The following is a 24,983-nucleotide window of genomic DNA, read 5'->3' on the forward strand; positions in this document are numbered from 1 at the left end:
GCCGCAGCATACGGCCCGCCCCTGGCAGGGACGGGCCGCACGGTGCCGGGAGGTCAGACGCGGCAGGGGTTGCCGGTCGGGTTGGCGGCGCTGCCGTGGATGTCGGCGCGCGCCTCACTGATGACCACGTCGGTCAGCAGGGTGTCCAGGACGACGGCCTGCTGGGTGACGCTGGTCGGGGTGGTCGTGGTCGCGTTGAGCTTGAGTGCGCCGATGACCAGCGGGACGGTGAGCGGTGCGCTGCCGACCGTCACCGCGATGCCGTTGATCTTCAGGTACGCGATGCTGGAGGCGCCCGTGAGCACCGGCGCGAGGCCGCCGGGGCCGGACGCGCAGGTCGCCTTCGCGGTCGCCTGGATGAGGCCGAGCTCGATCGTCACCGGGGCGATCCCGCCGACGGTGATCTTCACCGACTCGACGGTGGCCTTGGCCGTGCCGTTGTCCCCGGCCGCGGGTGCGGTGTTGAGGTTGTCCGGGGTCAGCGCCGTGTTCGCGTCCAGGGTCCTCGACTCGACCTTGATCAGGCCCGCGTTCAGGGTGAGCTGGGCGAAGACCTTGCTGTCGTCGGCGCACGGGACGTTGGCCGGGTTCGCCGCCGGCGAGGACAGCGGGCCGACCCGCAGCACCTGCGCCGTGCAGGAGAACATGCCGTTGCGGTCGGCGTCGACGATCGTGCCGAGTCCGCTGCCGTCGGCGATCACCGCGCCGCTGGGCGCGGACAGGTTGACGGTGAAGGTCTCGTTGAGCTCGTCGACCGCATCGTTGATGATCGGCACCGAGACGGGCCGGCTGGTCTGGTCCGGGGTGAACGTGACCGTGCCGGCGCCGCTGAGGTAGTCCGCACCGGCGGTGGCGCTGCCGTTGGCGGTGGCGAAGTTGACGCTGACCGGGTCCGTGGACGGGCCCGACAGCGAGACCGTGAAGGTGGCGTTGCCCGCGTTCTCGTCGACGACGACGTCGTTGATCGAGATGCTCAGGACCTTCACCGACAGCGTCTGCACGAAGGCCGCGCCCTGGCTGACCCCGTCGACCTTGAAGTCGACCTTGCAGGTGTACGTGCCGGGCGCGGCACCCCCCGCGACGGTGACGTGTTCGGTGAAGTCGGCGGTGGCGCCGCTGTCGACGGTCTTCTCGGCCGGCGCGAAGCCCACCGACAGGTTGGCGTCGCAGTCGAAGAGCACCGGGGTGACCTTCACCTGGATCGCCTGGACACCGGCGAGGATCGCGGCGCTGACCTCGTCGGCGGGCACGTTGGGCAGGTACACGCCGCCGGTGCCGGAGGTGATCGCCTCGGCCTGGCCGCCGGCGTTCATGCCGCCGACGTCGACGGCGACGACGCGGATGTGCGCGGCGTTGAGCGCGGCGATGGTGTCGGCCAGGGTGTGACCGAGGCTCGGGTCGTGCGACGGGGCGTCGCCGAAGATGACGATGATGCGGGTGCCGCCGTCGCGGAAGTGCACCGCGCCGTTGGCGAGCTGGAACAGCGCGTTGAGGTTGTCCTCCGGCAGGTCCCCGCCGCCGTCGGCGTTCCACAGGTCGATCCCGGCCTGGACGGCCGCCTGGTTCGCGGTGATGTCCTGGCGGACCGTGAACGGCGCCGAGTCGTCGACGTCCTTGTACTCGGCGACGCCGAACTGCGCGTTCGGCTGCGCCGCCGCGATCTGGCCCATGACCGACGCGGCGTTGGTGCGCACGTCGGCGATCGGCTCGAACATGCTGCCCGTGGTGTCGGCGAGGAAGACGACGTCGGGCTTCGGGGGCACCGGCGCGGTCTCGACATGCTTGGCGATGTCGGCCGACTGGCCGGGCCCCAGCGTCAGGCTGACGTTGGGCGGGGTGACTCCTGGAGCGGCCTGCGCGGCGGTGCCCGTCGCGAGGACGGTCACCGCCCCGGCGGTCAGCACCAGGCTGAGTAATGACGCGAGTTTCACGTGCTCCTCCTGAAGACGGCGGTTGCCGAGGAGAAGCAAACAATGACGACGGAGGTGTGAAACAGGACTTGCCGACCGCGCGGACCTCTTGTAAGCAGCGCTCAACTGCCTTAACAAATTCACTCCTGTGAGTGCGTTTAGGAGCGCCGCTCACATTCAATTCAGTCCACCGGAAGGGTGGACCACGTTGTATGAATATTTACACCAGCTGGAACTGGGCCACGACCGTGCGCAGCTCGCTGGACATGCGGGCCAGGTCCTCGGCGGCGGCCCGGGCCTCGGTGACGCCGGACGCGGTCATCTCCGCCGCCTCGGCGAGCCCGCCGACGGTGCCGGCGATCCGCTCCGCGCCGCCGCTGGCCTCGCTGACGTTGCGGCTCATCTCGGCCGTCGTCGCGCTCTGCTGCTCGACCGCGGCGGCGATCGTCGTCGCGTACTGGTTGGTCTCGCTGATCACGTCGGCGATCTCCGCGACCGCGGTCGCCGCGGCGGTGGCGTCCCGCTGGATCGCCTCCACCCGCCGGGAGATGTCCTCCGTCGCCTTCGCCGTCTCCTGCGCCAGGTCCTTCACCTCGCCGGCGACGACCGCGAAGCCCTTGCCCGCGTCGCCGGCCCGGGCGGCCTCGATCGTGGCGTTCAGGGCGAGCAGGTTCGTCTGCTCCGCGATCGCGGTGATGGTCTTGAGCACGTTGCCGATCTCCGCGCTGGACACCCCGAGCGCGGTGATGGTGCTGCTCGCCGACTCGGCGCTGAGCACGCCATGGCCGGCGACCCTGGCCGCCTCGGCGGCGCTGCGGGCGATCTCCCCGATCGCCGCGCCCATCTGCACGGTGCCCGCCGAGACGGTCTGCACGTTCTGCGAGACCTCCTCCGCGGCGGCGGACACGGTCGTCGCCTGGGCGCTGCTGCGCTCCGCGGACTCGGCGATCTGGTTGCTGACCGCGGACAGCTCCTGCGCGGCGCTCGCGAGGGCGCCGCTGTTCTCCTCGACCGCGCAGACCCCGGCGCGCAGCTTCCCGGTCGCGGTGTTGAGCTCGGCCGCCATCGTGCCCAGCTCGTCGCCGCCGCGCACGTCCGCGACCCTCGTCAGGTCGCCGTCGGCGAGACCGGTGACGACGTGGGACACCTTGCGCACCGCCCGGACCAGCTGGGCGGCGACGGTGAGCGCGACCCCGACGGCGAGGACCAGGCCGACGGCGAGCAGCCCCCAGGTCCAGATCTGCGCGTCGCGGTACTCCTGCCTGGTGGCCTCCAGGCGGGCGAGGGACACCTGCCGCTCGGCGGCGCCGATCTCCGTCACCACGTCGATCGCCTGCGACACCAGCGGACCGGTGACCTCGTCGCGGATGCGGGTCACCTCGGCGTCGTCGCCGGCGCGGCTGGCCGGCAGGAACTGCTCGTCGATCACGGTCCGGAACTGCGCGAACAGGTCCCGCAGCCGCCCGACGAGCTGCGGCATCGACGAGGTGTCCTCGTAGACGGCGAGCCGCCGGTCGAACGTGTCGTAGCCCCGCTCGAGCAGCTCCTCGTACCGGGCCGCACCGGCGCCGCCGTTGGAGATCCCGTGGTTGAGCACGTTCACGCGGACGTCGGTGAGCGCCGACAGCACGTCGTTGATCTCCTGGATCGGCACGAGGCCGTCGTTGTACAGCAGCTCGGCCTCGTGGTTCATCTGCGACATGCGCACCGTCGACTGCACGCCGGTGCCCAGCGCCACCGCGCCCAGCACCGCGACGACCAGGAGCACCTTCGTGCGGACCGACCGGTTCGCGAGCCAGGTTCTCATATATCCCATTTGAGCAGGTCGCGACGGTACCCACGGCGAAAGCTGCGAGATACCGTCATGGAACACGGGTCCCACCAGGAGGGCGGCATCATGGCAGGCAGGACGCAGCTGACCGCGGCTCGGGCCGTGACCCTCGTCAAGGATCCCTCCGGGGCGCCCGCCGTCAATCTCGCCAAGGTCCGCGAGTCCGGGCACGTCGACCTTGCCAAGCGGGCCGACAAGGCGGGCCTGGCGCTGAGCAAGCGGGGCCTCGGCGGCATCCGGGCGCAGGCGATGCTCGTGCTGGACCACTCCGGCTCGATGCGCGCCGACTACAACTCCGGCGCGGTGCAGACCCTCGTCGAACGCGCCCTCGGCTTCGCGCTGCAGATCGACATCGACGGGACCGTGCCGGTCATCCCCTTCGACACCCAGATCCTGCCGACGGTCGATGTGACCGTCGACAACTACAGCGGCGTCGTCGACCGTGAGATCCACCGCGGCTGGATGGGCACGACGAACCTCGCCGACGCCCTCGCCCTGGTCCTCGCCGAGGCGGAGAAGGCCACCGAGCCGATCTTCTGCATCGTCGTGGCCGACGGCGGCCCCGACAGCAAGCGCGCCACCACCAAGGTCGTGTGCGAGCTGTCGCGGTATCCGGTGTTCCTCAAGCTGCTCGCGGTCAGGCCGGTCGAATACTTCCAGACCCTCGACGACCTCGACGGCACCAAGCGCCTGCTCGACAACGTCGACACCAAGTCCTCGACCGAGGCCCTCGACCTGCTCACCTGCACCGACCTGCAGTTCGCCGAGGCGATGGCCGACGAGTGGGACACCTGGGTCACGGCGGCCACCGCCGCGGGGGTCCTGCGCTAGACCCAATACCGCTGACTTAGGCGGTCGTTGCCCGTGGTTTTCGCTTGGTGGGGTTGGGTTTGGTGGCTTCCACGATGGTGATGCTGTGATCGGGACGTGCTGGGTCGCGGTGTTGTGCTCGTTTGAGTTTCCAGTTCGACATCTTGCGTTTGATCACTCGCGGGTTGCTGCGGGCGCGGCGGGTGGTCAGGTGCCGCAGGATTTCACGGACGCCTCGGCGCAGTGCCCGGGTCAGTCGTGAGGGGGGAAAACGCCGCTTGGGCGGTGACCTGGCGGCGTACGAGGCGCAGGGTGCGGGTGAATGACACCCGGTCGGGGTCGATGTCGGCGCCGGCTGCGGCGTGATGCATCAGGGTGCGCACGGCGTAGTGCACGAGGAGGAAGCCGTAGATTTCCTGTTCGACCCCGGTCGGGGTCTGCGAGCGCAGGACCATGTCTGGCTGGCCTTGATGGGTTTTCAGTTCATCGAGGGACGTTTCGATCTCCCAGCGTTGGGCGTACAACGCGGCCAGGTCGAGTGCCGGAGCGGCGTCCGGGTCCAGGATCGTGGTGATCAGCCGGTAGACGGTGGCCTGGCCGGGCATGGTGTATTCCACCACCCGCACGGTGATCGGGTCGGCGTGGCGGTTCTTGTCGCGGGCGGCGAAGATGTGCGACAGGTACGAACCGTCGTGCAGTTGCTCGATCACGGGCAGCACGGCAACGGACTTGACCCGCCAGAGCAGGTCCGCGCCGGTCGCGGCGGCTTCCCGCCACAGATCGAAGCCGAGGAATCCACGGTCGGCCAGCAGGAGCATGCCCGGGCCCAGCGCACCGAATAGCTGCTGCGCCAGGACGGTCTCATGAGTGGATAATGGCCCGGTCGTTGCAGCGAAGATGGCGTGGGTGCCACATTCGGCGATCGCCGCGACCCGAGCCTGCGGGTAGGCGCTTCTGCCGTTGCCGCGGCCCGAACCCGGCCGGCCGAAGAAGTCCACATTGGACACCGTGTCGGGCAGATCGAAGGTGGTGCCGTCCACCGCGACCAGGCGCCACTCCCGGTAGAACGCACCGACCGTCGCCGGGGTGGCCACCGGCCGGCAGACCGAGGCGAACAACGCCTTGATCGGCTCCGGGCCTAACCGGACCCGGGTGATCGCCGCCGTGGTCGGCACCTGCCACGAACCCCGCCAGCCACGCGCCCAACCGAGGCCCTCGGTCAGCAACCGGGCCACCTCCTCGTAGCCCTGACCGAAGAACAGGCACATCGCCAGGACGTAGTAGACCACCGCCCGCGCCGGCAACAACCGGCTGCGCTGCTGCGTACGACCCGCCTCAGCGACCACCCGATCCACCAACTCCGGCGGAAACGTCGAGGTCAACAACCCGATCGCAATCCGATCCGACAACCGCTCACCCAGCGGCGGTTTCACCTGTCCAGCACGCGGCACACCGCACTGTAGCAGCCAACACGCTTAAGTCAGCGGTATTGGCGCTAGACCCGTCTTTCGCACATCGTTGTGAGTGGCGGTGTGTGGTGTTGGCGGGTTGGGGTGTTTAGGTCGGTGGATGGGTGTCGGTGGGGTGTCTCGGGGTCGTCGGGTGGTGTCCGGGCGGCGGGCGGAGATTGTGGCGGTGCCGGTGCTGGAGAAGCGGTTGGGGTCGTTGCCGGTGATCGCGGAGTTCTGCCGTCGTCTGGACATCGCGGGGGTCATCGACCGGGCCTGCCCGATCCGGGACCTGGCTGATGCGACGCATGGGCAGGTGATCGAGGTCCTGATCGGGAACCGGTTGACGAACCCTGCGGCGATGGTCGGGGTCGCTGGGTGGGCGCAGGCGTGGGCGGTCCAGGAGGTGTACGGCCTGCCGGCAGCGATCCTCGGTGATGACCGTCTGGCCCGTGCCCTCGACGCGATCGCACCGCACGTGGATCAGATCATCGGGTCGGTCGGCGCGGCAGCGATCGACGGTTTCGGGATTGATGTGGCCCGGCTGCACTGGGACATGACCAGCGTCTCGCTGCACGGCGCCTACGACGAGGTGCAGGACGGGTTCCCGGCGCCGGGGTGGGGGCATCCGAAAGACCGCCGCACGGATCTGAAACAGATCCAGGCCGGGATCGCGGTCGCCTCCGACGGCGGTGTCCCGATCTTCCACCAGGCCTACGACGGCGGCGCCGGAGAGATCTCTCAGGTCGTCGAAGCGATGCAACGCCTGCAGGCTCTGGCCGGCCCCCGCCGGTTCCTGCTGGTCGGGGACTCGAAACTGCTGTCCTACGGCAACATCACCGCGATGAGCGACGCCGGGGTCGGGTTCATCGCGCCCCTGGCCGCGGCCCGGGTCCCGGCCGGGCTGTTCGCCGCACTCGACCCGCAGACCGCCGTGCCGGTGGACTACACCGCGCTGCGCGACGCCGGGAAGCCCGCAGACCGGCGCGGCGCCTACCGGGTCGTCGAGGACGTCATGGACATCCCCGGCCCCCGCAAACGCGACCCGGTCCACCAACTGCGCCGGGTCCTGGTCCACTCCACCGCGAACCAGACCGCCGCGGTCAAGGCCCGCACGTTGAAACTCGACAAAGCCCGCACCGAACTGGACACCCTCACCCGCACCGCCGGCACCCGCCACCACCCCGACACCGCCGCCGTCACCGCCAAAGCCGAGCAGATCAGCCGGCACCGCCGCGTCAGCAGCTACCTCCGCACCCAGGTCACCGAACACCCCGACACCGGCAAACCGGTGTTCGCCTGGCACTACGATCAGACCGCCATCGACGCCGAGGCCGCCACCGACGGCTGGTACGCCCTGCTGTCCAACCTGCCCCCGCAGGAAGCCGACGCCGCTGAGATCCTGCGCCGCTACAAGAACCAACCCGTCGTGGAACAGCGCTACGCCACCATCAAGGGACCCCTCGCAGTCGCCCCCATGTTCCTGCGGCACAACCGGCGGATCACCGCACTCATCACCGTCATCTGCCTCGCTCTGCTCATCTTCAGCCTCATCGAACGCGAGGTCCGCACCAACCTCGCCCCCAACACCGAAATGATCGGGTTCTACGCATACGACAACCGCGCCGTGAGACCCACCGGCCGACTCATCCTGCAAGCCCTCCACGACCTACGACTCATCCCCGCCCACGACCAACAGCCACCCAGAATCCCCCAACCCGGATGGCTGCAAGCCCAACTCCTCGCACTGCTCAACACCGACCCGACCCGACCCCGCTGGTGAGCACAAACCACCACTCACAACCATGTGCGAAAGACGGGGCTAGACCCAATACCGCTGACTTAAGCGTGTTGGCTGCTACAGTGCGGTGTGCCGCGTGCTGGACAGGTGAAACCGCCGCTGGGTGAGCGGTTGTCGGATCGGATTGCGATCGGGTTGTTGACCTCGACGTTTCCGCCGGAGTTGGTGGATCGGGTGGTCGCTGAGGCGGGTCGTACGCAGCAGCGCAGCCGGTTGTTGCCGGCGCGGGCGGTGGTCTACTACGTCCTGGCGATGTGCCTGTTCTTCGGTCAGGGCTACGAGGAGGTGGCCCGGTTGCTGACCGAGGGCCTCGGTTGGGCGCGTGGCTGGCGGGGTTCGTGGCAGGTGCCGACCACGGCGGCGATCACCCGGGCCCGGGTCCGGTTGGCCCGGAGCCGATCAAGGCGTTGTTCGCCTCGGTCTGCCGGCCGGTGGCCACCCCGGCGACGGTCGGTGCGTTCTACCGGGAGTGGCGCCTGGTCGCGGTGGACGGCACCACCTTCGATCTGCCCGACACGGTGTCCAATGTGGACTTCTTCGGCCGGCCGGGTTCGGGCCGCGGCAACGGCAGAAGCGCCTACCCGCAGGCTCGGGTCGCGGCGATCGCCGAATGTGGCACCCACGCCATCTTCGCTGCAACGACCGGGCCATTATCCACTCATGAGACCGTCCTGGCGCAGCAGCTATTCGGTGCGCTGGGCCCGGGCATGCTCCTGCTGGCCGACCGTGGATTCCTCGGCTTCGATCTGTGGCGGGAAGCCGCCGCGACCGGCGCGGACCTGCTCTGGCGGGTCAAGTCCGTTGCCGTGCTGCCCGTGATCGAGCAACTGCACGACGGTTCGTACCTGTCGCACATCTTCGCCGCCCGCGACAAGAACCGCCACGCCGACCCGATCACCGTGCGGGTGGTGGAATACACCATGCCCGGCCAGGCCACCGTCTACCGGCTGATCACCACGATCCTGGACCCGGACGCCGCTCCGGCACTCGACCTGGCCGCGTTGTACGCCCAACGCTGGGAGATCGAAACGTCCCTCGATGAACTGAAAACCCATCAAGGCCAGCCAGACATGGTCCTGCGCTCGCAGACCCCGACCGGGGTCGAACAGGAAATCTACGGCTTCCTCCTCGTGCACTACGCCGTGCGCACCCTGATGCATCACGCCGCAGCCGGCGCCGACATCGACCCCGACCGGGTGTCATTCACCCGCACCCTGCGCCTCGTACGCCGCCAGGTCACCGCCCAAGCGGCGTTTTCCCCCCTCACGACTGACCCGGGCACTGCGCCGAGGCGTCCGTGAAATCCTGCGGCACCTGACCACCCGCCGCGCCCGCAGCAACCCGCGAGTGATCAAACGCAAGATGTCGAACTGGAAACTCAAACGAGCACAACACCGCGACCCAGCACGTCCCGATCACAGCATCACCATCGTGGAAGCCACCAAACCCAACCCCACCAAGCGAAAACCACGGGCAACGACCGCCTAAGTCAGCGGTATTGGGGCTAGACCACCACGCCGAGGGCGAGGATCAGCACGATCGAGACGACGGAGATGATCGTCTCCATCGCGGACCAGGTCTTGAACGTCTCCCCGACCGTCATGCCGAAGTACTCCTTCACCAGCCAGAAGCCGGCGTCGTTGACGTGCGACAGGAACAGCGAGCCGGAGCCGATCGCCAGGGCGAGCAGGGCGGTGTTGGTGTCGGGGAGCTGGCTGAGCAGCGGGGCCATGAGCCCGGCGGCGGTGACCGTCGCGACCGTGGCGGAGCCGGTGGCGAGGCGGATGCCGACGGAGATGAGCCAGCCCAGCAGCAGGGCGGAGATGCCGCTGGCGGCGGCGGCCTTGCCGATGGCGTCGCCGATGCCGACCGCGACCAGGGTCTGCTTGAAGCCGCCGCCGGCGCCGATGATGAAGATGATCCCGGCGATCGGCAGGAGGCTGCCGGCGACCAGGTCGCTGACCTTCTGCCGGCTGAAGCCGCGCAGGTAGCCGAAGGTGAACAGGGCGACCAGCACGGCGAGCAGCAGCGCGACGAACGGGTCGCCGAGGAAGTCCAGGACGGTGCGGGCGCGGTTGCCCTTGTCGAGGGTGATGTCGGCGACGGCGCGGCCGAGCATGAGCACCACCGGCAGCAGCACGGTCGCGAGCGTCAGCACGAACCCGGGGCGCGACGTCGGCCGGTCCTCGGGATCGTCGACGTCGATGTCGTCGCCGACCGCGCCCTGCGCGCTGGGCTCGACGGTGTCGTCGGCCTTGTCCGACGCCCGTTGAGCGACGCCGCCGGAGGCACCGTCACCGGCGGCGACGGCGGCGGGGACAGGGGCTGGGGTTGGGGCGGGGGCCGAGCGGATGCCGAACGCGGCCACCAGGCGGGCCGGCGGGGTGGGGTTGACGAACCTGCCGATCCAGATCCCGTACAGCGGACCGGCGATGATCACCGTCGGCACGGCGACGAGCAGGCCGAAGGCGAGCGTCTGGCCGAGGTCGGCGTGCAGGGCGTCGATCGCGATCAGCGGCCCGGGGTGCGGCGGGACCAGGCCGTGCATGACCGACAGCCCGGCCAGGGCGGGGATGCCGACCCGGACGATCGACGTGCCGGCCCGGCGGGCCACCAGGAAGATGACCGGGATCAGGAGCACGACGCCGACCTCGAAGAACAGCGGAATGCCGATGATCATCGCGATGAGGGCCATGGCCCATGGCAGGCGGCGCTCACCGGCGCGGCCGACGATCGTGTCGACGACCCGGTCGGCGCCGCCGGAGTCGGCGAGGAGCTTGCCGAGAATGGTGCCGAGGGCGACGAGGATGCCGACGCCGCCGAGGGTGCTGCCGAAGCCCTTCTCGAACTCGGAGATGACGTTCGCGGCGGCGAGGCCGGCGCCGAGCCCGACCACGGCGCTGCCGAGGATCAGGGCCAGGAACGGATGGATCTTGTACCGCGTGATCAGCACGACCACGACCACGATCGCTACGAGGGTCCAGGTGACCAGCCAGGTGTCGTGCGACGTCCAGTCCATGGCGGCGGCCTTCTCTCAGTGCAGGCGCGACCTCAGCACGATCTCGTTGACGATCTGCTCGGGGGTGGCGTCGATCGACACCTCCGTGACGTCCTCGTCCGGCTGGGGTGGCTCCAGGGCGGCGAACTGACTGTCGAGCATCTCCACACGCATGAAATGGCCGTGGCGGGCCGCGAGCCGGCGCGTGATCAGCTCGCGGGAGCCTTCGAGGAGGACCAGCCGCACCTGCGGGCGGCCCTCGCGCAGCTGGTCGCGGTACACCCGGCGCAGCCCCGAGCACGACACCACGCCGGAGGTGGCCCCGGCGGCGCGCTCGTCGATCCACCGGCCGATGGCGGCGAGCCAGGGGGCCCGGTCCTCGTCGGTGAGCGGCTCGCCGGCCGCCATCTTCGTCACGTTCGCGGCGGGGTGGAAGTCGTCGGCCTCCGCATACGGCCAGCCGAGCCGGCCGGCGAGCAGCGCTCCGACGGTGGTCTTGCCGGTGCCGGCAACACCCATCACGACGATCACTGGAGGCGGGGTGTCCGGCATGGCGACACCGTACCCAAGCAACCGGTCCACTACACACGGCGGTAACCGCCGTCGATTCCCCGTCGATGGTGGCGACCCCGCCGCTGAGCCGTTCCTCCCCGTGGTCGTGGGCCGGCCGGTGCCCGCACCGGCCGGCCCACGCGTTCGAGCCGGGCCCGTCGCTCAGGACGGGGCCATGGCCACCAGCGGAGGGAAGTGCAGGGCGACGAGGTGCTTGGCGACCGTCGCCGGGTCGGCGATGTCGCCGGAACGGTGCCGCTCGACCAGCCGGGCGTGCCCGGGTAGGCCGGTGCCCCGCTCGCGGAGGGTCTGCTGCATCTGCGTCTCGATGGCGCCGGGGTCGACGATCTCCACCGTGCAGGTGCGGCTGGCCGCCTCGCTGACGCAGCGCATGAACGCCTCCGCGCCCGCCTTCGTCGCGCAGTACGTGGCCCAGCCCGGGTAGCTGCGGTGCGCCGCCGAGGAGGCGACGTAGACGATCCGCAGCCGCGGGGCCGGGTCGCGGGCGAACGCGGCCAGGAAGGTGTTCGTCAGCAGGATCGGCGCGACCAGGTTGACCTGGACCGCCGCGAACACGTCCTCGGGTGCCAGTTCGCCGACGAGCCCGATCGGCTCGACGGTTGCCGCGTTGTGCAGCAGCACCACCTCGTCCTCGGCACGGGCCTCACCGACGAACGCGGACAGTTCGTCCTCCGTCGGCAGGCTCACCGCCTCGGCGAGGTCGGTGCAGCGCAGCCGTACCGACGCCGGATGCCGCGCCGCGAGCACCTGCTGGTCGGAGGGGAAGGTACGGGCCAGGCCGAAGACCCTGGCACCGTCGGATTGCAGCGCGTGGAACAGGGCCGCGCCGAGCCCTCGGGAAGCGCCGGTGACGAAGACCGAGCGCATGCGGGAAACGTCCGCGATCGCGGACATGACATCACTCCAACCGTGTCGAGCTGCCCAACAACGACGGGGGGTGGGAGTTCGATCTACGTGCGCCAGACCTGCAGCACGGAACGGACGGGTGTGTGATCCCCACGGGCACCCGTGAACGCTTCGGAGAGTGACGCCGGCATCAGCTGTGCGGCGAGACCGGCGGCGACCTGCGCGAGCGCGTGGCCCGCGGCTTCCGGGGTCTCGACCTGCTCGCCCTCGGCGTGCAGCATCAGGGGTTGCTGCTCGCCGCCGTCACCGCCATCGGACCACGAGCCGCGCTCGTGGTGGTCGGGTGCGAGCAACTGGTGGGCGATCGCCGCATGGGACGTCGGTGCGCCGATGGTCGCGCCGAACAGCAGCGCCAGGACGAGGGCGAGGACGCCGACGGCCCAACTGGGCCTGCGTGCCCGCGTGCGTCCGTCCAAGTCCGCCCTCTCCCCCGCTGATGCCCTCCGTCATCATGGACCAACCGAACGCACATTGGAGTGTCGCGAATTTGGCAGCATCCGTAAAATTCGATTTCCGGATAGTGTGCCCGAGTGCTGGTACGAGCCGCAGTCGATGACGACCTGGCCTGGTCGCAAGAATTGCTCACGCATTCGTACGGTGCGGTCCACGTCATCACGGGAGAAAACGGTCGTGACGCGGATCGGCTGCCGGCTTTGGTCGCCGAGGACGACGCCGGCGAACGGGTGGGACTTCTCACCTATGAGATTGCCGCGACCGGCCTGGAAATCGTCACCATCGACGCCGTGCGTCCGCATCGCGGGATCGGCACGGCCCTGCTGGACGCGGCGCGGGCGGTCGCGGCCGACGCCGGCTGCACCCGGCTGTGGCTGATCACCACCAACGACAACCTCGACGCGCTGCGCTTCTACCAGCGCCGCGGGCTGCGCATCCGGGCCGTGCACCCCGGCGCGGTGCAGCGGGCCCGGCGCCGCAAGCCGCAGATCCCCAGGACCGGGGAGTACGGCATCGCAATGCACGACGAGCTGGAGCTGGAGCTGCCCCTGCGGGCCGCCGACGCGCACATCCGGCCCGGCGGCCTCGCCGACGTCAGGCCCGTGCTAGGGCTGCTGGACGGCGCGACCCGGTGGCTGGCCGGGCTGGGCCGGACCGGGCAGTGGGGCACCGAGCCGCACTCGACCAACCCGCGCCGGCTCACCGCGATGATGCGGTGGGTCCCGCAGGGCCACCTGCACGTCGCCGAGATCGACGGCACCGTGGTGGGCGCGCTCGTCGTCGGCGAGGCGCCGGACAACATCCCGGTCGTCTACGAGCCGGAGCTGTACGTGAACCTCCTCGTCACCGACCGCGCACGGCAGGGCCGGGGGCTGGGCCCGCTGCTGCTGGACCACGCCCGGGTGCTCGCCGTGCGGCGCGGGATCGGCCTGCTGCGGGTCGACTGCTACGCCGGCGACGACCAGGCCCTCGTCGACTGGTACCGTCGGCAGGGCTTCACCCCGACGGAGACCTTCACGGTCCGGCTGTCGACCGGCGTCGACTGGCCCGGGCAGGTCCTCGAGCAGCGCCTCTAGCCGGGCGCCGCGGCGACCCGCGACCTGGTCCTAGCCGGCGGTGAGGGCTCCCGGGCGCGGTGTGGCAGCGCGGCGAGCCGGCGTGGGTGCGCGAGTTCGGGCAGCACCGGTCCTTCACGCTCACGCCACCGGGTCAGGGACTCGTCACGTCCGCTGGGGTCAGGGGTTCCTGACGTCCCACAGCCAGAGGCCGCCGACCTGGCGGCCCGGGCCGAACAGGGCGTCCAGGGTGCCCCGCTCCGCGGCGGCACCGTCGCCGGTCGGGGCCAGGATGATCGAGGTGCGCCAGTACGCGAGGTCGAGCCTGGCCTGCTCCCGGTCGGCGTCGGTGACCGTGGTGACCTGATGGGTGGCGGTCGCGGTGTTGATCAGCCGGTCCGTCGGGCGCACCGCGGGGCCGACCGTGGCGTGGCTGCCCTTGACCCCGCCGGCCGGGCCGAGGAAGTAGCCGTGCGACATGCGCAGGTCGGCCCCGGTCGCGGTCGCCCAGCTCATCGACGTCCAGTGCTCGAAGGTGGCGAGGGGCACGATCAGCGCCGACTCCTGCGCCTTGACATAGGAGCGCCACTCGCCGGACGCGATGAACGACGGGATCGCCGGCCGGTCGATCACCTTGATCGGCACCGGTGCCGCCGGCACCAGCACCGCCGCGATCAGGCCGACCTTCAGCACCCGCAGGCCCGCCACCGCCGGCAACCGGTCGATGCCGATCGCGACCAGCGGCGCCACCGCCCAGGTGGCCGCCTCACCGAGCCGCGTCGGGAGCAGCGTGTCGAACAGCGGCAGGCCGCTGAGCAGCGAGTAGGGGCCCGGGACGCCGATGTCGCGGCCGTACAGCGTCAGGTCGTTGCCGAAGGACAGGACCGCGAAGACGGCGCCGGTGACCGCGATCGAGCGCACCAGCGGCTCCCGCCACCGCCAGATCACGACGGCGACGACCGCGATGACCAGCGGCCAGCCGAAGTATCCGTGCTGCTCGGCGAAGAACCCAGGGGCCGGCTGGAACTCGCTGAAGCGCACCGCCACCGAGTTGCGGGAGAACGACGTCAGCCCCAGCAGGTCGGTGTGGAACGCGGTCATCTGCTTCTCGCCGCCCCGGTAGGCGTTCCCGCCGAAGAACTGCCACCACAGCGGGTACGCCAGCAGCACCGCCGTCACCAGCAGCGTCACGCCGAGACCCGCCAGGACGTTGGGCAGCTGCACCTCACGCGGGCGCTGCACCAGCCACAGCAGCCCGAACAGCCCGACCGCGAGCGCCGTGATGAACAGCGTCTCCTCGTTGATGAAGACCTGCCACACGACCAGCGCCGCGAGGATCAGCCCCCCGCGCACCGGCGCGTCACGCAGCTTCACCACCCGCCACACGATGACCGGCACCAGGAACTGCGCCGTCAGGTTCGGGTGGAACGTGGCGTGGTTGGCCACGCTCGGCGCGAACGCGGCGACCAGGCCGCCGACCCAGGCCGCGGCGCGGGAGTCCACCACGTGCCGGGACAGCAGCCAGTACCAGGTGGCGGCGGTCGCGGCGACCGTCAGCACCACCAGCGCGTCGAACGCGATCCCGGGCCCGAACAGCAGCGTCACCGGCGACATCGGCAGGCCGAGACCCAGCATGGTTGTGTTGGCCATGCCGTTCACGCCGGCCGGGGCGTTGAGCCGGTCCAGGACGAACGGGTTCGACGCGTGCCGGACGCACCGGGCCGCCCACGCCAGGTAGTACTCGGCGAGGATCCGGTCACCCGGCGTATACGGCAGCCGCTGCCCCGGATGTGCCAGCAGCCGCCCGCACAGCAGGACGGCACCGGCCAGGTATCCGGCCACCGCCACCGCGTCGGCGGGCCACCGGTTCCTGGATCGCCCCTCGTCCATGGTCAAGACCATAGCTGGCCGCGCCGGGCTCAGGCGGGGATGACTTCGTCGACGGAGGAGGCGCCGGCGATGCGGTGGACGGCGGCGACCGCGGCACGCGGCAGCGGGGCGTAGACGTGCGGGAAGGGACCGCCGTTGCTGGAGGTCTCCCAGCGCAGCCACATGCCCATGGTCTGGGCGTCGATGGCGACGACCACCAGGTCCGGTTCGGTGCCGAAGTAGCGCTCCGCGGTGCCGGCGACCTGGGCGCGGGACGAGCAGTGGATGTAGCCGTCGCGCAGGTCCAGCGGCGAGCCGTCGAAGCGGCCGTTCGCCTCGAAGCTGGCCCACTCGGCCGGCAGCAGGATCTTGTAGATCAGCACGAGCACACAATGCCACGGGTGAGAGGTTCCTTCACCTGTCGCAGGTGAGGAGGGGGGAGCGACGAGTCACCCGTTTGCGACCTAGCGTGCGCCATTATGAGAACTCGGGCATGGGTGTGCGTCGCCGGCGCCGCCATCGCGGTCGGGTCGCTGAGTGCCGCACAGGCACGAAGACCGGACCCGCCGATGGTCCGGACCGCGCAGACCACCGGACAGCAGAGCATCGAGCAGGAGCAGGACGCCGTGATGTACCTGCTGACGGGCACCGGTCTGGTGGCCATCGGCGGGGTCGTGCTGGTCGGGGGCGTCGCCGGGCTCGGCGGCCTCGACATCCCCGGCGGCATCACGATGACGGTCGGGCGGACCCGGCTGTGGGCGCGGTCGCTGCGGGTGCAGGGCCGGCACCGGCGCCTCACAGGCGGGTGATGCGGTCCTGCAACAGGGTGGTGGCGATCGCGGCCTTGTGCGGCTGGCCGCGCACGAACGCCTCCGCGAACTTCACCGCCTGCTGGTAGGTGACCTTCGCCGGCATCGGGGGCTCGTCGGCGTCGACCGCGACGTCGACGAGCGCCGGCCCGTCGTACGCCAGGGCCTCGCCGAGGACGTTCTCCAGCGCGATAGGGTCGGTGACGCGGGCGCCGTACCCGCCGCAGCCGCGCGCCCACGCCGCGTAGTCGGGTTGCGGGTCGCCGTAGCGGACGCCGTACTCCGGGAAGCCGTTGACCATCTGCTCCCAGACGATCATGCCGAGGGCGTTGTTGTCGTTGATGACGACCTTCACCGGCAGCCGGTAGCGGGCCGCGGTGTGGAACTCGGCCATGAGCATGCCGAAGCCGCCGTCGCCGACGAACGCGATCACCTGCCGGCGCGGGTACTCGTGCTGCAGGGCGATCGCGTACGGCAGGCCGGGCGCCATCGAGGCGAGCGTGCCGGACAGGTAGAACTCGCGGCCGCCGGTCGCCTGCCAGTGCCGCGCCGCCCAGGTCGTGACGGTGCCCGAGTCGCAGGTCATGATCGCGTCCGGCGCGGCGACCCGGTCGAGGGTGCGGGCCAGGAACTGCGGCGCGATGGGGTCCCGGTCGGATCGTTCCGTGTCCGCCATGCGTTCCCGCCAGTCGCGCATCTTCTCCTGGTACCGCTGCAGGAAACGCTGATCGGTGCGCCTGCGCAGCCGCGGCAGGAGCGCCTCGAGGGTCGCCGCGGCGTCGCCGACGAGCGGCACGTCGGTCGGGATGCGGGTGCCGACCCGCGACGCCTCCACGTCGATCTGCACGACGTGCGCCTGCCCCGGCGCCGGCAGGAACTTCGTGTACGGGAAGTTCGTGCCCACCATCAGCAGCGCGTCGCACTCCTGCATCAGGTCCTCGCTGGGCGCGGTGCCCAGCAGCCCGAGCCCGCCGAGCGCGAACGGCGAGTCGTCCGGCACGACCATCTTGCCCATCAGCGACTTCACGATCGGGGCGCCGATCACGTCGGCGACGAGTTCGATCAGCGGGCCGGCGCCGCGAGCGCCGACACCGGCCAGGATCGCCGGTTTCGTGGCGTTGTTGAGCAGGTCCGCGGCGGCCTGGAGGTCGTCGTCGGCGGGCCGGACCGGCGGCGCGACCCACACCGGGGCGGTCGCCGGCTCGCGGACCGGGCCGACCTCGTCGAACGGGTTCTCCCCGGCCCTGGCCACCTGCACGTCGTTCGGCACCGTCAGATGTGCCACGCCGCGGCGGGCCAGCGCGGTGCGGACCGCGATGTCGACCAGCGCCGGCACCTGCGCGGGATTGGCGATCGTCTCGTTGTACTCGGCCACGTCCTCGAACACGCGGTCGAGGTGGACCTCCTGCTGGTACCCGGTGCCGATGACGCTGGACTCCTGCATCCCGGTGATCGCCAGGACCGGCGCGTGGTCGAGCTTCGCGTCGTAGAGCCCGTTGGCGAGGTGGATGCCGCCGGGGCCGGACGTGGCGAGGCAGACGCCGAGCCGCCCGGTGGCCTTGGCGTGCGCGACCGCCATGAACGCGGCGGCCTCCTCGTGATGCACGAGGACGAACCTGATCCGGTCGGCGTTGCGCCGCAGGCCCTCCATGAGCCCGTTGACCCCGTCGCCGGGCAGCCCGAACACCGTGTCGACGCCCCAGTCGGCCAGCCGGGCGATCAACGCCTCACCGACAGTCGGTTTGCTCATACGCTTGTGCTTTGCCGGTACACGGCGAAACAAACAATCGGCAGGAGATCAAAGTCCGGTAGCGTGCCTGCTCATGGGGATGCTCGACGGGGTGTTCGGCAGCCGGCAGGACCGTTTCGCCCGGCAGGTGCTGACCGTGCTGCGTGACGCCGGGGTCGCCGACGCCCGCTACGACCCCGACCAGTTCGCCATCCACGTGCGGCGCGACGCCGCCGACCGTTCCCCGTCGATCGCCTACCTCGGCAACATCTTCCGCGAGTGCCGCGACGCCGGCCGTGAGGAGCGGCGGGAGCGCATCGCGCGCTACCTGTCTGCCGTGGTCTTCCCCTCCGGCGCCCCCGACACGTGGGACGAGGTGGCGCCGCTGCTGCGGCCCCTGCTGCGGGCGGTGACGTTCGGGCTGGGGGTGCCGGCGGGGGCACCGTCGCTGGTGCGCCGCCCGGCGCTGCCGATGCTCGACGAGGTCGTCGCGGTCGACCAGCCGACGTCGATGATGTACGTGACGACCCGGCAGCTCGACCAGTGGGGCGTGCCCGCCTCGGTGGTCTTCGACCGCGCGCACCGCAACCTGCCCTGGTCGCCGGCCACGGCGCCGGGCAGCGGCCCGGCGGTGATCCGGATGGTCGACGACGGCGACGCGTACTGCGCCTCCCACCTGCTGCTGGACGGGTGGCTGGCGGCGCAGGCCGACCGGGTCGGCGGCACCCCGGTCGCGTTCGTGCCCGACACCACGGGCCTGCTCCTGGCCTCCGACGCCGGCATCGGCCCGCTGTTCGCCGCGGTCGAGGAGGAGTACCGCGACGCGGCCCGGCCGATCTCGACGATGGCGTACACGGTCGACGCGGCCGGTGCGGTCGTGCCGTACCACGCGCCGCAGGGACATCCGCTGCACGCCGTGGTGCACCGCTCGGAGGTCCTCATGGCCGCCGCCGAGTACGGCACTCAGGCGTCGCACCTGGACACGGACGCGTTCGCCGCGACGCTCACGGTCGCCGAGCGACCGGACCGCTCCGTCTTCTCCGTCGCCACGTGGGCCGAGGGCGTCGACACGCTGCTGCCGCGCGCCGACTACGTGTCGTTCGGGTCGTTCCTGGTCACCTGGGACGGCCTGGCCCGCGAGGTCGACCTCGATCCGGAGCCGGGGCTGAACCCCGAACGGTTCCGCCTGCGCGCGTGGCCCCACCCGGGCGTGGTCGCCCGCCTCCGGGCGGTCGCCGCCACGCCGTGAGGCCCCGCCTCCCGCAACGACGGCCCCGCACCGGTGTGCAACCGGGCGGGGCCGTCGTGGTGGAGCTCGAAAGGTGCGGGGTCAGCCGCCGAGGCCGGCGGGCAGGCCGCTGCTGTCGGCGTCCTTCGCGTCGAGGATGTCGACGATGAAGCGCAGCGTGCCGGCCGGGTAGCCCTCGGGGGCGTCATCGCCATACGCCTTGTTGCCGGGGACGTCGAGCTGGACCCGGGTGCCGACCTTCAGGCCGACGAGGCCCTCGTCCCAGCCCTCGATGACCTGGGGCTGCTTGCCGAGCTGCTTCTGCCCGACGGGGATCTCGATCGTCTTCTTCCGCGGCCAGGAGGCGTCGAAGACCTTGCCGTCCTTCATCGTGGCGCCCACGTAGTTCACCGAGACGGTCTGACCGGCCTTGACGGCCTTGCACTCGCCCTTGACCAGGATCGTCGTCCGGACGGTCTTGACCTCGTCGGAGCTGGGCGTGATCGTCGGCTCGGTGGCCAGGGCCTTGTTCATGCCGCCGAGCAACGGCGGGAACGCCGCGGCGTCGGCGGCCGGCTTGCACTTGACCCGGTTCTTCTCGGCCCTGTCGCCGAAATACCAGACGCCGGCGAACGCGCCGCCGACGACCAGCAGGACGATGAGCGTGCCGGCGATCGCCTGGCCGGTGCGGCGGCGGCGGGCCGCCTTCGCGGCGGCGATGCGCGCGGCGGCGCGCTTCTCCGCCTTCGTCATCGGCGTCGGCGCCTTGGACTTCGACGCCGCCTTGCCGGTCTTGCCCTTGCCGTCGCCGGTCTCGGCCTCCGCGTCCGCGTCCTCGTCCGCGTCACCGTCGGCGCTCGCGTCGGGATCGTCGGCGTCGTCGGCCTCGGCGTCTGCGTCTGCGTCGGCGTCTGCGTCATCCGAAGCGTCGGCCTCGGCCGGCTCGTCGTCCTGCTTGTCCAGCGAGACGGTCTCGTCCGCGCCGGTGGTCTCCGCCGCCGGGGTCTCGGCCGCAGCGGCCGCTCCCGACGGCGTTTTGTCGCTTTCCGCACCCTCGGTGGCGGCCGGCTCGTCGCCGGGTTCGACCTCGGTGTCCGGGGTCGCCTTCGGCGCAGTGGCCTTGGTCGACCTCGCAGTGCGGCGGCTTCTGCCCCGATCGCTCACAGTTGGAAGACTCCCCTGCTGGACGGACCCGATACTGGCGGACCTGAGTTTTGTTCGCCAGAGCTTCCCATATCACACACGCCGCGACACGCCCCGGGTGGCACCGCAGCCGATAGGGTCATGACATGGGCACTGTTCAGGGCGTCGAGATTACCGGACCGGTTGACGACCGATTCGCCGAGATCCTCACTGAAGAAGCTCTGAGTTTCCTGGCAGACCTGCACAGGGCGTTCGACGCCCGCCGGCTGGAGCTGCTCGAGGCCCGCAAGGAGCGCGAGGCGGAACTCGCGGCCGGCGGGACGCTCGGGTTCCTGCCCGAGACGCGAAACATCCGCGAGGGCGACTGGCGGGTGGCCGAGCCGGCCCCCGGACTGATCGACCGGCGGGTCGAGATCACCGGGCCGACCGACGCGAAGATGACCATCAACGCGCTCAACTCCGGCGCGAAGGTGTGGCTCGCCGACCATGAGGACGCCAACACGCCGCTGTGGGCCAACGTGATCGGCGGGCAGCTCAACCTGCGCGACGCGAATGCCGGCACCCTGTCGTACACCTCCGGCGAGAAGCACTACGAGCTGACCGGCGGGCCCCGCCCGACCGTCGTCGTGCGGCCGCGGGGCTGGCACCTGCCGGAGAAGCACATCCTGGTCGACGGGGCGCCGACGTCCGGTTCGCTGACCGACTTCGGGCTCTACTTCTTCCACAACCACCTCGCCACCCGGCCGTACTTCTACCTGCCGAAGATGGAGTCGCACCTGGAGGCGCGGCTGTGGAACGAGGTGTTCGCCTTCGCGGAGGAGCGCTTCGGCCGGCCGCCGGGCACGATCCGGGCGACGGTGCTCATCGAGACGTTCCCCGCCGCGTTCGAGATGGACGAGATCCTCTACGAGCTGCGCGAGCACTCCGCCGGCCTCAACGCCGGGCGGTGGGACTTCATGTTCAGCGTCATCAAGAAGTTCCGCACCCGGGGCAAGGACTTCCTGCTGCCGGACCGCAACACGGTGACGATGACGGTGCCGTTCATGCGGGCCTACACCGAGCTGCTGGTGCAGACGTGCCACAAGCGGGGCGCGCACGCGATCGGCGGCATGGCGGCGTTCATCCCGAGCCGGCGGGACGCGGAGGTCAACCGGGTCGCGCTGGAGAAGGTGACCGCCGACAAGACCCGGGAGGCCGGCGACGGCTTCGACGGGTCGTGGGTCGCGCACCCCGACCTCGTCGGCGTCTGCCGGGAGGTGTTCGACGGGGTGCTCGGCGACCGGCCCAACCAGCTGGACCGCACCCGCGACGACGTGTCGGTGTCCGCGGCCGACCTCCTGGCCGTCGGCGACACCCCCGGCCAGCAGACGGAGGCCGGGCTGCGCAACGCGGTGAGCGTCGGCGTGCAGTACCTGGACGCGTGGCTCAAGGGCAGCGGCGCCGTCGCGATCAACAACATGATGGAGGACGCGGCGACCGCGGAGATCTCCCGGTCGCAGGTCTGGCAGTGGCTGCACAACGGTGTCACGCTGGCCGACACGGGCGAGCTCGTCACCGTCGCGCTGATCGAACGGGTCGCGGACGAGGAGCTGGCCCTGCTGGACGGGGACCTGAGTGAGGCACGGGCGTTGTTCATGGAGGTTGCGGTGGCCGACGAATTCGTGGATTTCCTGACCCTGCCGGCGTACGACCGGATGCCATGACCATTGCCGCCCTCGCAGAGCGCCTGCGGGGGTTCCTGGAGCCGGAGCAGGTGCTCACCGACCGCCAGCAGCTGCGCACCTACGAGTGCGACGGCCTGACCCACTACCGGGTCGTGCCGGCGGTCGTGGTGCTGCCGCGGACCGCCCAGGAGTGCGCCGACACGGTGCGGGCCTGCGCGGACGCCGGGGTGCCGTTCGTGGCGCGCGGCTCCGGCACCGGCCTGTCCGGCGGGGCGCTGCCGCATGCCGACGGCGCGCTGATCGTCACCTCGCAGCTGCGCGCGATCCGCGAGGTCGCCCCGCAGGACGAGCGGGCGGTGGTCGAGCCCGGCGTGATCAACCTGCACGTCAGCCGGGCCGCGTCGCCGCACGGGTACTACTACGCGCCGGACCCGTCCAGCCAGCAGATCTGCTCGATCGGCGGCAACGTCGCGGAGAACTCCGGCGGCGCGCACTGCCTCAAGTACGGGTTCACCACCAACCACGTCACCGGCGTCGAGATCGTCACGCCCGACGGCGACCTGGTCCGGCTCGGCGGGCGGGCACCGGACACCCCCGGCTACGACCTGCTCGGCGCGTTCGTCGGCTCCGAAGGGACCCTCGGCATCGCCACCGAGGTGACGGTGCGCCTGGTCCGGCTGCCGGAGACGGTGCGGACCCTGCTCGCCGCGTTCCCCGGCACCGACCAGGCGGGCGCCGCCACCTCGGCGATCATCGCGGCCGGGGTCGTGCCGGCGGCGGTGGAGATGATGGACGCCCTCGCGATCGAGGCCGCGGAGGCGGCGGTGCACTGCGGTTACCCGGGCGGCGCCGGCGCGGTGCTCATCGTCGAGCTGGACGGGCCGCAGGCCGAGGTCGAGGCGCAGTTCGCCGCGGTCGAGGCGTTCTGCCGGGAGCACGGCGCGTTCGAGATCCGCATCGCCGCCGACGACGCCGAGCGGGCCCTGTTCTGGAAGGGGCGCAAGTCGGCGTTCGCCGCCGTCGGCCGGATCAGCCCCGACTACATCGTCCAGGACGGCGTCATCCCGCGCACCGCGCTGCCGGTGGTCCTGACCCGCATCTCCGAGCTCGCCCGCGAGCACGGTGTCCGCGTCGCCAACGTCTTCCACGCCGGCGACGGCAACCTGCACCCCCTCGTCCTGTTCGACGAGACCGTCCCCGGCCAGGCCGAACGCGCCGAGGCGGTGTCGGGCGCGATCCTGGACATCTGCGTCGAGCACGGCGGCTCGATCACCGGGGAGCACGGCGTCGGCGTCGACAAGGCCAAGCACCTGCCCAGCATGTACAGCGTCGCCGACCTCGACACGATGCAGCTGGTGCGGTGCGCGTTCGACCCCCGGGGACTGTCGAACCCGGGGAAGGTGTTCCCGACGCCCCGCCTGTGCGGCGAGGTCCCGGGACGGCACAAGGGCACCCATCCGCTGCATCAGCCAGGCATCGCGGAGGTCTTCTAGAACATGACAGCCGAGATCGCGGGAACGCCGGCCGCCGCCGTCGCCACGCCCGCGTCGACCGCGGAGGTCGCGGACGTGGTCCGCGGCGCCGCCGGCGGGGGCCTCGCGCTGGTGGTGCGCGGGGCGGGCACCCGGCAGGACTGGGCGCTGCCGCCGCAGCGCCTCGACCTGATCCTGGAGACGTCACGGATGTGCGGGCTGGTCGAGCACGCCGCCGGCGACCTCGTCGCGGTGGTGCGGGCCGGCACACCCGCTGCGGCAGGTGCAGGAGGCGCTGCGCCCCGCCGGGCAGCAGCTGGCCCTCGACGAGCCGCTGCCGGGCGCGACCGTCGGCGGGACCGTCGCGGTCAACGCGTCCGGGCCGCGCCGCATGCTGTACGGCACGGTCCGCGACCTGCTCATCGGCGTCACGGTCGTGCGCGCGGACGGCGTGGTGGCGAAGGCCGGCGGCAAGGTCGTGAAGAACGTCGCCGGGTACGACCTGGGCAAGCTCGTCGCCGGTTCGTACGGCACGCTCGGCGTCATCACCGAGTGCGCGTTCCGGCTCCACCCGCTGCCCGCCGCGCGCCGGTACGTCTCGGCGCGCCTGGACGGGCCCGAGGACGCGGCGCGGGCGCTGTCCGCGGTCCTCGGCGCGCAGGTCGTGCCGAGCGCCCTGGAGATCGACACCGACCCGCTCACAGTGACCGCGCTGGTCGAGGGCGTGCCGGCCGGCGTCGCCCAGCGGGCCGCCGACCTGGAGAAGCTGCTCGGCGACGGCACCACCTCCACCGAGACCCCGCCGCCCGGCTGGGGCTGCTACCCCTGGCGGCCCGGCGACGTCGGCATCAAGCTCACCTCGGCGCTGTCCAGGGTGCCGTACCTGCTGACCGCCGCCGGCGTGACCGCGCAGCTGCACGACGTGGCGCTGCACCTGCGGGGGTCCGCCGGCACCGGCGTGCTCTACGCGGGGCTGCCCGGCGGCACCGACCCCGGCTCCGTCATCGGGGTCGTCAGCGACCTGCGGGCGGCGACCCGGGCCGGCGCCGGGCACTGCGTCGTGCTGACCGCGCCGCCGGCGGTCCGGTCCCGCGTCGACGTGTGGGGCCACGTCGACGGCCTCGACCTGATGCGCCGGGTCAAGGAGCAGTTCGACCCGCTCGGCATCCTGGCACCCGGCCGGTTCGTGGGAGGCATCTGATGTCGTCCATCGATCCCGAACTCGTGTCCGACTGCGTGCACTGCGGATTCTGCCTGCCGACCTGCCCGACGTACGTGCTGTGG

General features: G+C 71.2%; 19 protein-coding genes and 2 pseudogenes. 10 read left to right on the plus strand and 11 right to left on the minus strand.

Translation table 11 applies throughout. From position 1 onward, the window contains the following. Positions 1 to 53 precede the first annotated feature (53 nt). Together OHA72_RS60865 and OHA72_RS60870 are read right to left on the minus strand one after the other, a co-directional pair. The gene (locus OHA72_RS60865) at positions 54 to 1,931 is read right to left on the minus strand and encodes a Calx-beta domain-containing protein (RefSeq protein WP_327005170.1); all 1,878 of its coding nucleotides are present in this window, start codon (positions 1,929 to 1,931) and stop codon (positions 54 to 56) included. 199 nt (positions 1,932 to 2,130) lie between these two features. Continuing rightward, positions 2,131 to 3,717 (minus strand): methyl-accepting chemotaxis protein, encoded by a 1,587-nt coding sequence (locus OHA72_RS60870; RefSeq protein WP_327005171.1) that lies wholly within the window; start codon positions 3,715 to 3,717, stop codon positions 2,131 to 2,133. A gap of 57 nt (positions 3,718 to 3,774) precedes the next feature. Here OHA72_RS60870 and OHA72_RS60875 point away from each other — a divergent pair, with 57 nt between their 5' ends. Then, complete coding sequence (locus OHA72_RS60875; protein ID WP_327005172.1) at positions 3,775 to 4,572, plus strand: VWA domain-containing protein; 798 nt, start codon at positions 3,775 to 3,777, stop codon at positions 4,570 to 4,572. A 203-nt stretch (positions 4,573 to 4,775) separates the two neighbouring features. Here the strand turns inward: OHA72_RS60875 and OHA72_RS60880 are convergent, their stop codons facing one another. Next, positions 4,776 to 6,002, minus strand: coding sequence for an IS4 family transposase (locus OHA72_RS60880; RefSeq protein WP_327005173.1), 1,227 nt, complete (start codon positions 6,000 to 6,002; stop codon positions 4,776 to 4,778). Between the two features lie 133 nt (positions 6,003 to 6,135). Here OHA72_RS60880 and OHA72_RS60885 point away from each other — a divergent pair, with 133 nt between their 5' ends. Next, positions 6,136 to 7,782, plus strand: a complete 1,647-nt coding sequence (locus tag OHA72_RS60885) for an IS1634 family transposase (RefSeq protein WP_327005174.1) — start codon at positions 6,136 to 6,138, stop codon at positions 7,780 to 7,782. An 87-nt stretch (positions 7,783 to 7,869) separates the two neighbouring features. Beyond that, positions 7,870 to 9,101: pseudogene (locus tag OHA72_RS60890) on the plus strand (IS4 family transposase). A gap of 203 nt (positions 9,102 to 9,304) precedes the next feature. Here OHA72_RS60890 and OHA72_RS60895 read toward each other — a convergent pair. From OHA72_RS60895 to OHA72_RS60910, 4 genes are all read right to left on the minus strand, one after another. Beyond that, positions 9,305 to 10,819, minus strand: coding sequence for a GntT/GntP/DsdX family permease (locus tag OHA72_RS60895; protein WP_327005175.1), 1,515 nt, complete (start codon positions 10,817 to 10,819; stop codon positions 9,305 to 9,307). Between the two features lie 15 nt (positions 10,820 to 10,834). Then, on the minus strand, positions 10,835 to 11,350 hold the full coding sequence (locus OHA72_RS60900) for a gluconokinase (protein WP_327005176.1): 516 nt from the start codon (positions 11,348 to 11,350) through the stop codon (positions 10,835 to 10,837). 162 nt (positions 11,351 to 11,512) lie between these two features. Continuing rightward, the gene (locus OHA72_RS60905) at positions 11,513 to 12,265 is read right to left on the minus strand and encodes an SDR family NAD(P)-dependent oxidoreductase (protein WP_327005177.1); all 753 of its coding nucleotides are present in this window, start codon (positions 12,263 to 12,265) and stop codon (positions 11,513 to 11,515) included. Positions 12,266 to 12,321: 56 nt separating this feature from the next. Continuing rightward, positions 12,322 to 12,693, minus strand: coding sequence for a hypothetical protein (locus OHA72_RS60910; RefSeq protein WP_327005178.1), 372 nt, complete (start codon positions 12,691 to 12,693; stop codon positions 12,322 to 12,324). 237 nt (positions 12,694 to 12,930) lie between these two features. Here OHA72_RS60910 and OHA72_RS60915 point away from each other — a divergent pair, with 237 nt between their 5' ends. Continuing rightward, the gene (locus OHA72_RS60915) at positions 12,931 to 13,806 is read left to right on the plus strand and encodes a GNAT family N-acetyltransferase (RefSeq protein WP_327005179.1); all 876 of its coding nucleotides are present in this window, start codon (positions 12,931 to 12,933) and stop codon (positions 13,804 to 13,806) included. Between the two features lie 159 nt (positions 13,807 to 13,965). Here the strand turns inward: OHA72_RS60915 and OHA72_RS60920 are convergent, their stop codons facing one another. Both OHA72_RS60920 and OHA72_RS60925 read right to left on the minus strand, forming a co-directional pair. Next, the gene (locus tag OHA72_RS60920; RefSeq protein WP_327005180.1) at positions 13,966 to 15,675 is read right to left on the minus strand and encodes a DUF6311 domain-containing protein; all 1,710 of its coding nucleotides are present in this window, start codon (positions 15,673 to 15,675) and stop codon (positions 13,966 to 13,968) included. 29 nt (positions 15,676 to 15,704) lie between these two features. Next, positions 15,705 to 16,037, minus strand: coding sequence for a DUF952 domain-containing protein (locus OHA72_RS60925; protein ID WP_327005181.1), 333 nt, complete (start codon positions 16,035 to 16,037; stop codon positions 15,705 to 15,707). Between the two features lie 96 nt (positions 16,038 to 16,133). On the opposite strand from OHA72_RS60925, the gene OHA72_RS60930 reads away from it, so the two are divergent. Further along, positions 16,134 to 16,463, plus strand: a complete 330-nt coding sequence (locus OHA72_RS60930) for a hypothetical protein (RefSeq protein ID WP_327005182.1) — start codon at positions 16,134 to 16,136, stop codon at positions 16,461 to 16,463. Here the strand turns inward: OHA72_RS60930 and OHA72_RS60935 are convergent. Further along, on the minus strand, positions 16,450 to 18,213 hold the full coding sequence (locus OHA72_RS60935) for a thiamine pyrophosphate-dependent enzyme (RefSeq protein ID WP_327005183.1): 1,764 nt from the start codon (positions 18,211 to 18,213) through the stop codon (positions 16,450 to 16,452). The genes OHA72_RS60930 and OHA72_RS60935 overlap by 14 nt on opposite strands. A gap of 73 nt (positions 18,214 to 18,286) precedes the next feature. Between OHA72_RS60935 and OHA72_RS60940 the strand changes: the two genes are divergently transcribed. Continuing rightward, on the plus strand, positions 18,287 to 19,441 hold the full coding sequence (locus tag OHA72_RS60940; protein WP_327005184.1) for a DUF1444 domain-containing protein: 1,155 nt from the start codon (positions 18,287 to 18,289) through the stop codon (positions 19,439 to 19,441). Between the two features lie 81 nt (positions 19,442 to 19,522). Here OHA72_RS60940 and OHA72_RS60945 read toward each other — a convergent pair whose 3' ends face one another. Beyond that, positions 19,523 to 20,584, minus strand: a complete 1,062-nt coding sequence (locus OHA72_RS60945) for an FKBP-type peptidyl-prolyl cis-trans isomerase (protein WP_327005185.1) — start codon at positions 20,582 to 20,584, stop codon at positions 19,523 to 19,525. 125 nt (positions 20,585 to 20,709) lie between these two features. Here OHA72_RS60945 and aceB point away from each other — a divergent pair, with 125 nt between their 5' ends. The 4 genes and pseudogenes from aceB to OHA72_RS60965 all read left to right on the plus strand — a co-directional run bounded on the left by aceB (position 20,710) and on the right by OHA72_RS60965 (position 24,900). Continuing rightward, positions 20,710 to 22,266 (plus strand): malate synthase A, encoded by a 1,557-nt coding sequence (gene aceB / locus OHA72_RS60950; RefSeq protein ID WP_327005186.1) that lies wholly within the window; start codon positions 20,710 to 20,712, stop codon positions 22,264 to 22,266. Further along, positions 22,263 to 23,720 carry an FAD-linked oxidase C-terminal domain-containing protein gene (locus OHA72_RS60955; protein WP_327005187.1) on the plus strand — a complete coding sequence of 486 codons (1,458 nt, stop codon included), beginning with the start codon at positions 22,263 to 22,265 and terminating at the stop codon, positions 23,718 to 23,720. The genes aceB and OHA72_RS60955 overlap by 4 nt, the downstream gene beginning before the upstream one ends. 3 nt (positions 23,721 to 23,723) lie before the next feature. Then, positions 23,724 to 23,894 (plus strand): annotated as a pseudogene (locus OHA72_RS60960) (FAD-binding oxidoreductase); the annotation flags it as partial. Positions 23,895 to 23,982: 88 nt separating this feature from the next. Further along, positions 23,983 to 24,900, plus strand: coding sequence for an FAD-binding oxidoreductase (locus OHA72_RS60965; RefSeq protein WP_327005188.1), 918 nt, complete (start codon positions 23,983 to 23,985; stop codon positions 24,898 to 24,900). The last annotated feature ends 83 nt before the right edge of the window (positions 24,901 to 24,983 follow it).

This window comes from Dactylosporangium sp. NBC_01737 (assembly GCF_035963215.1).
Classification (GTDB): domain Bacteria; phylum Actinomycetota; class Actinomycetes; order Mycobacteriales; family Micromonosporaceae; genus Dactylosporangium.

Coding starts and splice junctions, on each gene's coding strand:
- OHA72_RS60870 (WP_327005171.1), bottom strand. CDS start 3,717: ATGAGAACCTGGCTCGCGAACCGGTCGGTCCGCACGAAGGTGCTCCTG.
- OHA72_RS60900 (WP_327005176.1), bottom strand. CDS start 11,350: ATGCCGGACACCCCGCCTCCAGTGATCGTCGTGATGGGTGTTGCCGGC.
- OHA72_RS60905 (WP_327005177.1), bottom strand. CDS start 12,265: ATGTCCGCGATCGCGGACGTTTCCCGCATGCGCTCGGTCTTCGTCACC.
- aceB (WP_327005186.1), top strand. CDS start 20,710: ATGGGCACTGTTCAGGGCGTCGAGATTACCGGACCGGTTGACGACCGA.
- OHA72_RS60920 (WP_327005180.1), bottom strand. CDS start 15,675: ATGGACGAGGGGCGATCCAGGAACCGGTGGCCCGCCGACGCGGTGGCG.
- OHA72_RS60895 (WP_327005175.1), bottom strand. CDS start 10,819: ATGGACTGGACGTCGCACGACACCTGGCTGGTCACCTGGACCCTCGTA.
- OHA72_RS60930 (WP_327005182.1), top strand. CDS start 16,134: ATGAGAACTCGGGCATGGGTGTGCGTCGCCGGCGCCGCCATCGCGGTC.
- OHA72_RS60940 (WP_327005184.1), top strand. CDS start 18,287: ATGGGGATGCTCGACGGGGTGTTCGGCAGCCGGCAGGACCGTTTCGCC.
- OHA72_RS60875 (WP_327005172.1), top strand. CDS start 3,775: ATGGAACACGGGTCCCACCAGGAGGGCGGCATCATGGCAGGCAGGACG.
- OHA72_RS60935 (WP_327005183.1), bottom strand. CDS start 18,213: ATGAGCAAACCGACTGTCGGTGAGGCGTTGATCGCCCGGCTGGCCGAC.
- OHA72_RS60955 (WP_327005187.1), top strand. CDS start 22,263: ATGACCATTGCCGCCCTCGCAGAGCGCCTGCGGGGGTTCCTGGAGCCG.